This is a genomic window from Paenibacillus dauci, from assembly GCF_000971985.1.
GTDB classification, from domain to species: Bacteria; Bacillota; Bacilli; order Paenibacillales; family Paenibacillaceae; genus Saccharibacillus; species Saccharibacillus dauci.
Map to the genome: position 1 here is coordinate 421,180 of NZ_KQ040799.1, position 13,460 is coordinate 434,639.

A 13,460-nucleotide genomic window follows, 5' to 3' on the forward strand; every position below is an offset into this window, starting at 1 on the left:
TAAATTTGTGAAGAAATGACGATATACTTTATATACTGTCCGCATACATGCCCTTACTTTTGCACTCATCCACATACATAGTCATTCTACGGCAGTTTATACGGAAGTGAATCATGTGGCCAGTGCCGACTCATGAGTGGCTAACTCCAGAACAGATGGAAGTGACAAATATTGAGGCTATTACCTATCACCTCGCTCCAGCCCGGGATGCGACTCGCGAAAAAAATATACAATGACGAAGGTGTTGTGCTGCTTTCCGAAGGAGTGGAACTGACCTCCGGCATTATTCGCAAATTATATAATCATGGTCTGGACTATATCTATATCCTGGATAAAGATACGGATGATGTAATTGTCCGAGATATTGTCTCCCCGGATATCAAGCGCAAAGCACTCAGTGAGATTCGTACTCATTTCCGAACTCTTGCTGATCCAAGTGTACAGAAGAAATCCTATCCGATTATCGGCAAATCATTTGCCGGTATTATTGATACTATTATCAGTGAAATCAGCGCCGATCCGGAAGTTATGGTAATGCTGATGAGCATGCATACCAAGGATAACTATTTATATTACCACTCGCTCAATGTATGCATCTATACGCTTTTACTGGGAAAAGTACACGGATATTCCCAGGAGGAAATGAAGGTGCTGGGCATTGGCTCCCTGCTGCACGATGTAGGCAAATCCTATATTCCAAATGAAGTACTGTTCAAGCCGGGCAGACTGACGGATGCGGAATATAATATCATCAAACTTCACACCGAGTACGGTTACAAAATGCTAAAAGATGAGCCCGGCATTCCCCTACTGGCCGCTCACTGCGCCTATCAGCATCATGAACGGCTGAACGGAAGCGGCTATCCGCGCGGTCTGCGGGAACATGAGATTCATGAATATGCCAAATGGATCGGTATTGCCGATTCCTATGACGCGCTTACGACCAGTCGGGTCTATCGTGCTGCGATGCTGCCCCATGAGGCGCTGGAAGTACTGTATTCCGGCTCCGGCAGTCTGTATGACAAAGACATGCTCGCTATCTTCAAAAGCCGTATTGCTATTTACCCGATTGGACTGACCGTAACCTTGAGTAGTGGCTTACGGGGAGTTGTCGTCCATATTCACTCCGCTATTCCACAGCGTCCCATCGTACGAATTCTGTACAACGAAGCCGGTGAACGGATCATGGCACCTTTTGATCTGGATCTGCTGGCTCACCATACCGTTATGATTACCGCAGTAGAAGGCATGAATGCCCATATGCCTGCACCAACCACCTAAATCATCAGCAGTTCCCGGATATCCTGCTCGGTCAGCACAGGCGTCGCATCTTGACCGGGTTGGATAATTTCGTCGATCAAATCTTTTTTGCTCTGCTGCAGCTCCAGCATTTTCTCCTCTACGGTTCCTCTGGCTACCATGCGAATGACCTGCACCCGATTCTGCTGTCCCATGCGGTGTGCCCGATCAGCTGCCTGTTCCTCTACAGCCGGATTCCACCACAGATCATACAATATGACGGTATCCGCTCCGGTCAGATTCAGTCCGGTTCCTCCCGCTTTGAGTGAAATCAGGAATACATCCTGTTCTCCTTCGTTAAATCTTTGGCACAGTTCAACCCGTTCCGCTGAAGGTGTAGAGCCATCCAGATAAAAATAAGGTACATTGTACTGACGCAATTCTTCACGAATTCGCGATAACATGCCTGTAAACTGCGAGAATACAAGGATACGTTTGCCGGCATCCCGGTAATCATTCACAATCTCCAGCAGCTGTTCCAGCTTGGCAGAGCCACCTTCATAATCCTGTACGAACAATCCCGGATGACAGCAAATCTGGCGCAGACGAGTGAGTCCAGCCAGAATGCGAATCTGGTATTCGGCAAAATTCTTCTCGTATAGATGCTCCAGTGCATCCTGCTGCAGCTGGGCCAAATAAGCGGCATATATTTTTTTCTGCTCGGGCAGAAGTTCCGATACATGAGTCGTCTCCAGCTTGTCCGGCAGTTCTTTTAATACGTCCGATTTCATGCGTCTTAGTACAAATGGACGTATTCTTTTGGCAATCGTACGTGCTTCCAGATCGGCAAACTCCTTGCGTGTACCGAGCAGTCCAGGCATAATGACATGCATGATCGACCACAGCTCATAGATTGAATTCTCAATCGGTGTACCGGTCAGAGCGAATCGATGGCGCGCCTGAATCTGCTTGACGGCTCGCGCTGTCTGCGTGAGTGCATTTTTGAAGGACTGCGCCTCATCCAGAATCATGGTATGAAATGAACCCTGACGGGCATATTCCACATCTCGGCGCAGCAGTGGATAGGACGTAATAATAACATCCGTGCCCAGTCCATTACTGTCCGAGCGATGGATCTCCTGCCATTGCCGCTGACGCTGTATTCGGCTGCCATCGATAATGGTCGTACGAATATCCGGTGTGAAGCGGCGGAACTCATACTGCCAATTGTAGGTCAATGAAGCAGGGGCTACGATAATCGCCGGCTCGCCGCTGCTACGGATCTCCGACAATACCGAAGCGATAAAGGTAATACTTTGCAGCGTCTTGCCAAGTCCCATATCATCTGCCAGAATACCACCAAATCCGTAATGGGCCAGTGTTCTGAGCCATTGATAGCCATACTGCTGATAATCCCGCAGAATCGGCGCCAGTGATGAGGGCACAGGGGCATCATACAGATCGGGATTACGGATACTTTCCAGCAGTCTTCTTACCGAACGGTCAAACCGAACCACTTCATTCTGATCCGCCGCATCAAGTGCTTCCAGCCCATGAATAACCGGTATACGGAACAATACCCCGTCTTCCAGTGCCTGTTCATCCGTAGGCAGTGCCATACCCGTACGGCGGATAAAATCAGCGGCCTGCCGGAACTGCTCGTCCTCCAGAGGCAAAAAGGCTCCGCTCGGCAAACGATAATATCGACGCTGTTCCTGCAGCGATTTCAGAACCTGCACAATAGCCGATTCCGGAATACCATCCAGTTCGAATTTGAATTCCAGCCAGTCATGCCGGGAATCGGTATGTACCGTAATACGCGGCGCAGCGAGAGGGTCCTGGATTCTCGATTTGACTACAGAGGTGGCATAGATCTTGACCAGCTTTTCCAGCCGGGGAACGATATGATACAGAAATTCATACTCCGCTTCCTCATCGTTCAGAAAATAGCCACCTTCGGTAGCTGCAAAAGAAGCCTCGTCTATCAGCCTCAGGATTTCTTCTTCTTTTTCACCGTCACGTAGCAGGATGCGTTCGTCCTCTTGTGCAGGTGTAGGATTCAGCGGATTAATAATGACATCCCCATATTGAAATTCCAGACCTGCCAGCAACCGATCCCGGACGCGATCCAGATACAGTCTCGCCTGCAGGGGAGTCTGCACGACAATCTCCGATACCCGGCGAGTCATCTGGACATTTCCCAGTCGGGTGAGTCCGGGAATAACCTGCTGCACCAACGGTTCCAGCTGATCCGGCGGAATGATGAGCCGGTGCTGCTGATGAGCCGAAGCTGCCATCAGCTGCTGCAGTCCGCTTAACCGGCGGCAGTCTTCTTCTTGGAGCGAGATAAATTCACCATTATAAATGACCATCCCATAGGATTCCAGCACGATCATCTGCTGAATACCGTCTACACGCAGTTGGTACATCGTATCTGCTGTACGGCTTCGGACGGAAGCCTCATGAAGTGGACTCTGTTCGTCCCCTTTTTCCTGGTCATCCAGCAGATCCAGTTCAAAGTACAACGGCAGCGGTCCCGGACGATGGACGATACCTTCAAAAGTCTGCTCCTGATACGCCAGCCGGACTATGGGTGCCTGGATAATAGCCTGCAGCAGCTGGGGCCAATGGGATACCGGGATCATCAACATCCGCTGATTGGGCTGACCTGCCGCACTTGGTATCGGCCGACTATGACCTGTACCTTTCCCAGCCCACTGATCAGCTGGCAGTTCCGGCTGTTCGTCCCGCTGAATAAGCAGCAGCTGCCGGATCACTTCATCATCTTCCCGGCTGAAGCTGTGCAGCTCCGGGTCATACATAAATTTGGCCGAGAACACATAGCTTCTGCGGCTGCGTACACATTCCAGAAATTCCTGAATATGCTGCACAATATAAGGACGTTTCAGTCCTGCTTTCATTTCCAGACCGAGCCGGTATTGTCCATTACCGTAGGCCACCGGTCGGCAGATCCATTCCACATGCAGTGCAGTACGGGTCTCAAAGTAGGTTCTTCGTCCGCCAGGTCGTCGGATAGGACTCGTGAACAGACTGAGTAATTCTGCAGCCAGCTGGTTGTCTGTATCCTCATCGGTAGCTGTAACTGGCTGCTGGGCAGACTCAACGTTGTGCACGGCTGAACTAGAAGCTGTCGTATCCAAAAGCGGCGGTAATCCCAGCTCTCCCGACTCGTAGACATGAATCATTACAGCTGCCACATGCTGGCAGTAAGATGTATAGGAAGCCAGCGAGGGGCAGGTACAATGCGCATGGGCCTTGCCTGCTTCATCAAAATGCAGATGTACCTGTTCCTGCTGATTGGTTCGAATCTGTATATTCGCTTCATATTGCCTACGATGATCATCGTAACGCGTAAAAGATACTTTTCCTGAACGGTAATAAGCCATTCCTTTGTTGTAGGATGTTTTGCCGCACCATCGCTGAATGGCGGGCAGATTGAATTCAATGCTCATGGGCATGCTCCTGTCCGGCTGGTTGATTCAGCCTGTTTTGCCATACCGCGATAGAGATGATAAATACGTATCATAGATGGGCAGTGATGATCTGTATCGTATCACCTTGACGAATAATACCTTCCCGCTCGACCGAGCAGACGATGCCGCGGCGCTTTTTGGCAGCAGGCATGAATCGGGAAGCAATTCCCGGCTGTTCGAGGATACTTTCTATCATTTTGGCAGGCTTGCGGCAGGGTTCATTTTCCCCTTCACAGATCAGTCCGGTTCCATCCGGAAATAACAGCCTTGCTCCCGCAGGCAGCAGAGTCAGCTGCTCCAGTCCACGTATAATCAGGTTGGCACCGAGCCATTCCGGCCGTATCTCCGTCAGCTTCATGTGCTGCGCAATCTCCAGACATTCTTCGTAGGAAACGATACTGATCTGGCGGCGATTTGCAATCATCGTTCCGCGCTTGTATATTTTCTGGCGTGCATCCGCGCGGCGCAGCAGTCCATAATGCCGATCACCGGGGATTCCTGCCAGTTCGACCGCAATCTCCGGCACTTCGCGCGTAACAAAGCTGCCTTTTGTATCTGCAATATATACACTCTCTACCGTAATCGGCTGGGTAGGTGGAATCGATGGAATTGTTGGGTCCAGTTGGCTCATGGAATGTCTCCTTTGATCATGACAAGAATAGTCAGCTTATCGCTTATTCGATTATGACATACCCGGCAGAGCATTCACCAGACACAACCTTTTTCTGCCGTCCCTAAATTGCATAGACAGCATAATAATCCTTCTTGCATCGAACTGTATATGAATATTCCATGCGCATGATTATACAAGGTGAAGAATTCCCTTATATGCTTCTATTTCTCATCTTCTCCTGTTACACAGTTGGACAAGTTACAGTATTCTTTTCCTTACGAATAGCAAAAAGACCCGCCAATCAGCGGGCCTCTCAGGAAAATATCGTACTATGGATAATCAAATCGCCTTGCCAGCACCGTATGATACCTCAATTCAGAAGTGTAGGATATCTACAGAATCTCCTGGAACATACGGATAACTTCCTCACGCTCCGGTTGATATGGATTACCAGGCGCACAGGCATCCTTCATCGCATTGTCTGCCAGCCGGTCCAGATCCACTTCATTGACTCCCAGCTCCTGCAGTCGTGCCGGAATACCAACTTCTGCTGCCAGCAGACGGATTGCTTCGATCAGTTCTTCTGCACACTGCTGATCGGATTTGCCATCTACCGTAATGCCTGCAGCCCGTGCAATCGCACGGAATTTGGATGGGTCATGCTTGGCGTTCTCACTCTCTACAATCGGCAGCAACATCGCATTGCAGACACCATGCGGCAGATCGTAGATTCCTCCCAGCTGATGAGCCATCGCATGCACATAACCCAGACCGGCATTGTTAAAGGCAAGTCCCGCCAAAAACATCACATAGGTCATTTGCTCACGGGCTTCGATATCATGACCATTACGGACAGCCCGGGGCAGATAATTGAAAATGATCTCTACTGCTGCCAGTGCCGTCGCATCTGTCACGGTAAATGCTCCTGGTGTCACTATCGCTTCGATCGCATGGGTCAGTGCATCCATGCCGGTCGCAGCAGTTAGTGCTGCAGGTTTGTCGACCATCAGCTCGGGATCGTTGACCGAGATCGTTACCAGACTGTTTTTGTCGACCATGACCATTTTGACCCCGCGCTCTTCATCGGTAATGACATAGTTAATTGTATATTCACTCGATGTACCTGCTGTTGTATTAATCGCCACAATCGGTACAGAGGCGTTTTTGGTTTTGCCTACTCCTTCATAGCTGCGCAAATCCCCACCATTTGTCACATATAGACCAATGCCTTTGGCCGCATCCTGGGGAGAGCCACCGCCGACCGAAATAATAAACTCGCATTTATTCTCGTTATATACATTTACTCCATCATACACGTTGGCTATTGTAGGATTGGGTTTGACGTCATCGTATACTTTATAGCTCATGCCGGCATTCTCCAGAATGGTCAACACTTTGCACAGTGTTCCATTGTGACTGAGAAATTTATCGGTAACTACCAAGGCTTTGGAGAATCCCAGCTCTTCAATACATGCACCGGCATCCTGTAGGCAACCCTGACCCATCAGATTTATACTCGGTACATACACAATATGCGTACTCATAACGTTTCCTCCTCAAGGATGGAAAATGGTTTGTTTACGTCTGTTTTTGATTGTATTTCTTTACTTATACATCATATCATGAGACGAATATTCCTTTTGTGAATATAATCACAATATAATACGATGAACTAAGCTAGCGCCTTTATGATTATTTCCAGAGTTCTAGTGTTCTCTATTCTATATTTTAGCAACGTTCCATTATTTTCCACGTATGCATTCTGAAAAGACTTTTCGCCTTTTATGTCACACTACTATTTCAGGGAGGAAACCGAATGAATACCCCGGTAAAATCATCCAGTACTGCATGGTCACGCAATGAATGGGCTGAGGCTGTACTTCATCTGATACTTTCGTTCCCAGGCATGGCGTATCGGGCTTGCGTCTGCATACTTGCATGCATATTTGGCAGCTAATCCTCTGCAGACGATTCGAATAGAGATCGATATGCCAATATCACCAAACAAAGATCCGATACCTGAATCGATAGGCATCGGATCTTTGTTTGATATGTAGAACTATTCTGATTATTCTATTTTTCAGGAAAGATTATGTTTGATCTGTTGCATTCTCGCCGAGGATCTACGACGGTATACAATCGTAAGCAAAATAGCCAGACCGATAAATCCATACGATACTACACTGGAAAATGCCAGAACGGTCGTTGTACTAAGTTCGGCGATCATGACTATTTTCGTCACTGCTTCCAGTACCAGAATGATTCCCCACATCAGCGTCATATTGCGCATCACATTTCGGAAATAAGGATACTTCCAGTTTTCTTCCCCATTTACAGTAGGTGTAAACCGGCTCACCATATGGTAGATCAGCGGTCTTTGCATCAATAATGATCCCAGAAATAATGCTCCGACCCCTGCTGTAATAAAGGACTCACGCATCAACAGTAGCTTCTCGCTGCCTCCAAGCAGCACCATAACCAGCGAGAGGACAAAGGTAAAGAGCATAATGCCTCCGAATACATCCAGATTCCGATGCCGATACAGATGAATCAGATTGTCCAGCAAAGGTACCACTGTCGCAATCGATAATGCTGTCAGGCTGCTCATATGCGGTTTGAGCAAAATATAGATCAGCCATGGAATCAATCCGTTAATGATCAGTGTCATAATAATATATTTTCGCCCAGGCAGTACGGACATAAACACATCTCCTTCAGATCCATTGAATTGCACAAATTATGTATACACGGATTATATATTTAAATTTATGCATATTCATCCCACTTTAAGCTTAGATCATCTACGTCTATAGAACGAATAATCAGGAATTTCTCTGTTTATCCTTCTGTACACAATCATATATACGAACTTTTCCTCAAAATAACAAAAGTTGACAATTACATCCAGATCAACTTATAGTGTTAACTGTATCCACTAGGGGCGCCTATACGGGCTGAGATAAAGCATCTGCTTTGGTCCCTTTGAACCTGATCTGGGTCATGCCAGCGTAGGAAAGTGGTTGAGACTTCGTTGATACGACGATACTGTTTCTGCCGCTTCCTGCCCGGAGGCGGCTTTGTGCTGCCCTCCGGCAGGAAGTCTGACAGAGGAATCGCCGGTCTGCACACGTACATAAATTAACAGATAGATAACAGGCACATAGCAATAGACTGTGAACCGACATGAGCTGCGCATGCATATGAGGCATCATATGAGCCTACTCGCTGCATACTGGATCGATTGGATACAGAACCGCTTATAGGTTCTATTGTATATGCCAGAGAGCGAGCGCATATAGTCAGCCTTTCTCTTCAGGCTCTGCCGATTCACAGGCTTGGTCATTATCCGTCTATGATTCGCCTTCTGTCTGTACTGCAGATTATCACTTCACCCCAGTCTTCCCCTCTACCTTGATGCTTTCATCCCTGTATTAGTGTGTCTTCTGGCGGATATCTACATTCGCGAGGAGGTTTTTTATTTATATGGCTATTTACCAGACACCACTACCCGGCAGCCGCAAAGTATATCTTGAGGGTTCACGGTCAGACATTCAGGTACCCGTACGCGAGATTGCTTTATCCGATAGCGAGATCCGCGGAAAGATCGTTCCCAATGCACCGCTGCATATTTATGACTCCAGCGGTCCTTATACCGATACCCGGCGTGAAGTGAATATCCGTCAGGGTCTGGCTCCGCTTCGGCAGAACTGGATCGAGGAGCGCAGGGATACGCTACGATATGAAGGGCGTCATGTATTGCCACAGGATAATGGATTCCAGAGCAGCGAGCGCGAAGCACGTCAGGGTGCCGAATTATTCCCGCAGGCTCATCGCCAGCCGGCTGCAGCTGTCCCTGGTGGCAATGTCACCCAACTGCATTATGCACGCCGCGGCATCATTACTCCCGAGATGGAATTTATCGCCCTGCGTGAAGGCATGGAACCTGAATTTGTCCGCGCCGAAGTGGCAGCCGGGCGAGCTGTTATTCCTGCCAATATCAATCATCCCGAGAGTGAGCCGATGATTATCGGGCGGCATTTTCATGTGAAGATCAATGCCAATATCGGCAACTCCGCTGTCGCTTCATCGATCGAGGAAGAAGTGGAGAAGATGACCTGGGCTATCCGCTGGGGCGCAGACACGATCATGGATCTGTCCACCGGCAAAAATATTCATACAACCCGTGAATGGATCATTCGCAATTCGCCGGTACCTGTTGGCACCGTACCCATTTATCAGGCACTGGAGAAAGTGAATGGCCGTGCGGAAGATCTGAGCTGGGAAGTATTTCGTGATACGCTGATCGAACAGGCCGAGCAGGGTGTAGACTACTTTACTATTCATGCCGGTGTGCTGCTGCGCTATATTCCGCTGACAGCCAATCGGGTGACCGGCATTGTCAGCCGCGGCGGTTCAATTATGGCGGCATGGTGTCTGGCCCACCATCAGGAGAATTTTCTGTATACGCATTTTGAAGAAATTTGCGAGATTATGAAGCGTTATGATATCACCTTTTCCCTCGGTGATGGACTGCGTCCGGGCTCTATCGCCGATGCCAATGATGAAGCCCAGTTCGCGGAGCTTGATACACTTGGCGAACTGACCCATATTGCGTGGAAGCATGATGTGCAGGTCATGATCGAGGGACCTGGTCATGTACCGATCCATCTGATCAAGGAAAATATGGACCGCCAGCTGGAAGTGTGCGACGAAGCCCCTTTTTATACCCTGGGACCGCTGACGACGGATATTGCCCCCGGCTACGACCATATTACTTCGGCGATTGGCGCTGCGATGATTGGCTGGTATGGAACGGCCATGCTCTGCTATGTCACGCCCAAGGAACATCTCGGCCTGCCCAACCGCGAAGACGTCAAGGAGGGCGTAATTGCTTACAAAATATCTGCCCATGCTGCCGATCTCGCCAAAGGACATCCGCAGGCACGCAAGCGAGATGATGCCCTTTCGAGAGCACGCTTTGAATTCCGTTGGCGGGATCAATTCCACCTCTCCCTCGATCCGGAACGCGCGATGAGCTACCATGATGAGACACTGCCTGCCGAAGGTGCCAAAAGCGCTCATTTCTGCTCCATGTGCGGTCCCAAGTTCTGCAGCATGAAGATTACCCAGGATATCCGCGATCAATACGGCGAGGTACAGGTGGAACAAGCAATGCAGGAGAAATCACAGGAATTCAAGGCAGGCGGCAGCCGAATTTATAGTTAGAGAAACTTACCATACCAAGCCTGCGATACGCAGGAAGATGCAATATATAGAGAGAGAATAAGCAGCTCCTATACAGAGAATCAGCAATTCCAATTCCTCATAGCTCTCCATATGAATGACTCAGACATCCGGAAATGTCACTGATTACAGTGATGTTTTCGGTTTTTTTTATCTGTGTATACTGCATTTTTCTTTCTCTCCTTTCCTTATGCAAAAGAGATACGTGTTTTCTGTTTCTCTTTTATATACAAGACACCTTATCATGCTTGTTATCACAATCCGGTATAGCACTCTTGCACAGTACTCCTGATTCCACCTTGGACTTATGGCGTACTCCCTCCTGCCCAAGCCGAAATATGCAATTTTATATTGCGTTTACAAAATAAGGATTTTAATATGACAAATCGGATATATGATCAATCTATCATATGAATACATATTAGGAGAGTGACAATCTTGAATAATTTTTCCATGAAAAAAGCGGCTCTGTCCCTGGGCGCTGCCGCTGTATTAAGCGTGCCTTTATTTTCCGGCGGTTTGACAACAGCCGATGCAGCTGCAACCACCAAAAAAGTAACAGCTCCCAAAAATGTGATCCTGTTTATCGGTGATGGCATGGGTGAAGCAAGTCGTAATGCAATCCGTTATGCGACAGTTGGCAAGAATGGCACACTGGAAATGGATAAAATGCCGGCATCCGGTCTCGTACGCACAAGTTCCAGCGACAGTCTGGTTACTGACTCTGCAGCAGCGGCAACGGCTATTGCTACCGGTGTTAAAACCTATAATGGTGCAATCGGCATGGACGCCAAGAAAAAGCCGGTTACCACTGTCATGGAACTTGCCAAAAAAGCCGGTATGTCCACAGGCGTGGTCACGACCAGCCAGGTGACGGACGCAACAGGTGCAGCGTTTGGTGCGCATGTGGAGAACCGTTCTGCACAGAGCGATATCGCCAAACAGTATATCGAGAACAGCAAAATTGATGTTCTGCTCGGTGGCGGCGAAGACTTCTGGTATCCAAAAGGAACGGCTGGTGCTCATCCGGATGCTCCTGCCGAAGATCCATCAGAAGGCAGTAAAGGTACTCAGGGGAATCTGGTAGACCGCGCCAAAAAGCTGGGTTATGACTACGTAACCGATACAGCCGAGATGAAAGCATCCAAAAGCGGCAAGCTGCTGGGTCTGTTCGCCAACGAAGAAATGTTCCAGGCACACAACGAACTGGGTAACAAATATAACCCAACTGTCTCCCTGCCGGACATGACCACCAAAGCACTGGACGTACTGTCCAAAAACGATAAAGGCTTCTTCCTGATGGTAGAAGAAGAAGGAACGGACGAGATGGCACATGACAACGACGCTGCTCTGACAATCAAAGCCGGCCAGCAGCTCGATAAAGCTGTCAAAGTTGCCAAAGACTATGCCAAAAAGCACCCTGATACCCTCGTACTCGTAACAGCTGACCACGAGACAGGCGGTATGGTTATCGAGGAAGTCGATGCGGATGATGAGTCCGGTGACGGCGAATCCAAAGAAGATGGACCGTTCACAATCGCAAACTCCAAGGATCAGTTCTATGTGGACTGGACAACAGGAGGACATAGCGCTGTAGATGTAGCGCTGACTGCAATGGGTCCGGGTGCTGAAGAATTTACCGGCAACTACCAGAACACAGCGATTCATGACAAGCTGGTCAAACTGCTGAAATTGAAATAATTCGGTACTGGATCACTGACATCCAGCACCCTATTCCCCACATCAAAAAGCAGGCTGTCCCTTACGGGGTGACAGCCTGCTTTTTAATTTATTGGGGCGAGGTAGTGATTCCTTCTGCCACATACTGCTGTACAAAGTCAGGCTGATCCTCGCTCACCATATCCACGACGGCCTGGAACAGATTCGGCGGATACTCCGCAATCCGGTGGCATAGATACAGGTACCACTCATGACCATAGGTCAGATAGATTCGTACCGGATAGCCATGGTCCAGCAGACGACGGCTCAGCTCCGGACGAATACCATACAGCAGTTCATATTCCAGATAACCTTCTGCTTCTGATTTCTGCGCTTTTTCCAGCAGTTGATCGATCAATACCTCATCATGTGTAGCTACCGATACCCGGCAACCCTGCTGCAGTACATCTTCTACCAGTTTCATATAACGTGTATCCAGTTCCTCAGAGCGTGGCAGGGCAATCGATTCCTGCTCCTGGTAGGCACCTTTGACGATCCGTACATGGGCACCGACAGGCAGCCTGGAAGTCACATCTTCCAGTGTTCGGTGCAGATGAGCCTGAAAGGTAATCCCGATATTCTCCGGATACTGCTTCACTGCCTGGGTATAGACAGACAGAATACGATCTGTTTTGGCGGACTCTTCCATACTGATGAATAATTCTACTCCTCTGGGCTCAGCCTGTCTGGCCAGCTTCAGCAGATACTGAAGAGTTACGTCGGTATCCAGCAGCAATCCGATATGCGACAGGTCAAAAGATACCCGGGTGCTTCCACTCACTTTTCCGGCTTCATCGATCAGCGCGGTTAATTCCTCCACCGCCTGCTCGCATGCTGCCGCATTGTCTGTATTTTCCCCGATATATTCGAGCGAAACGGCATAACCTTCGCTCTCCAGCTGCTTCGCTGTGATCAGTGCCTGTGAACGATGTTCGCCGGTGACATAGCGGTCGGCTGCTTTTCTCAGCAATCGGTTCATCAACGGGTCCTGCTCGATATATTCCTTGATATCCTGTCTGCGAGCGATAGACTTTAGTGCATCGGATAGCTGTTTCTCCAGCGCCTGATTGCGTATAGTTGTATTCATGATATACTCCCCTTTCCTGATCTATTCCCGAGCATACCGGAACGCCATGGATAAGGATTGTACA

Annotated in this window: 8 protein-coding genes and 1 riboswitch; of the genes, 3 read left to right on the forward strand and 5 right to left on the reverse strand. The window is 48.8% G+C overall.

The features are described 5' to 3' along the window. The first annotated feature begins 171 nt into the window (after nt 1–171). A complete protein-coding gene (locus tag WH46_RS05270) occupies nt 172–1,281 on the forward strand; it encodes an HD-GYP domain-containing protein (protein WP_036630085.1) in 1,110 nt (369 codons plus the stop codon). Here WH46_RS05270 and WH46_RS05275 read toward each other — a convergent pair. The 4 genes from WH46_RS05275 to WH46_RS05290 all read right to left on the reverse strand — a co-directional run bounded on the left by WH46_RS05275 (nt 1,278) and on the right by WH46_RS05290 (nt 8,047). After that, nucleotides 1,278–4,712, reverse strand: a complete 3,435-nt coding sequence (locus tag WH46_RS05275; protein ID WP_046225965.1) for a DEAD/DEAH box helicase — start codon at nt 4,710–4,712, stop codon at nt 1,278–1,280. The genes WH46_RS05270 and WH46_RS05275 overlap by 4 nt on opposite strands. Before the next feature lie 70 nt (nt 4,713–4,782). Further along, entirely contained in the window at nt 4,783–5,364 is a 582-nt protein-coding gene (locus WH46_RS05280) for an MOSC domain-containing protein (protein WP_017813934.1), read from the reverse strand. A 374-nt stretch (nt 5,365–5,738) separates the two neighbouring features. Continuing rightward, entirely contained in the window at nt 5,739–6,890 is a 1,152-nt protein-coding gene (locus WH46_RS05285) for an iron-containing alcohol dehydrogenase (RefSeq protein ID WP_046225966.1), read from the reverse strand. A gap of 536 nt (nt 6,891–7,426) precedes the next feature. Then, nucleotides 7,427–8,047: a VC0807 family protein gene (locus WH46_RS05290; protein ID WP_046225967.1), complete on the reverse strand. Its 621-nt coding sequence runs from the start codon at nt 8,045–8,047 to the stop codon at nt 7,427–7,429. A gap of 226 nt (nt 8,048–8,273) precedes the next feature. Continuing rightward, nucleotides 8,274–8,378, forward strand: a riboswitch (TPP riboswitch). A 451-nt stretch (nt 8,379–8,829) separates the two neighbouring features. Here WH46_RS05290 and thiC point away from each other — a divergent pair. After that, nucleotides 8,830–10,572 carry a phosphomethylpyrimidine synthase ThiC gene (thiC, locus tag WH46_RS05295; RefSeq protein ID WP_156172221.1) on the forward strand — a complete coding sequence of 581 codons (1,743 nt, stop codon included), beginning with the start codon at nt 8,830–8,832 and terminating at the stop codon, nt 10,570–10,572. Nucleotides 10,573–11,028: 456 nt separating this feature from the next. Continuing rightward, nucleotides 11,029–12,291 (forward strand): alkaline phosphatase, encoded by a 1,263-nt coding sequence (locus WH46_RS05300; RefSeq protein WP_156172222.1) that lies wholly within the window; start codon nt 11,029–11,031, stop codon nt 12,289–12,291. An 88-nt stretch (nt 12,292–12,379) separates the two neighbouring features. Here the strand turns inward: WH46_RS05300 and WH46_RS05305 are convergent, their stop codons facing one another. Further along, nucleotides 12,380–13,396 (reverse strand): proline dehydrogenase family protein, encoded by a 1,017-nt coding sequence (locus WH46_RS05305; RefSeq protein ID WP_046225969.1) that lies wholly within the window; start codon nt 13,394–13,396, stop codon nt 12,380–12,382. Between the last annotated feature and the right edge of the window lie 64 nt (nt 13,397–13,460).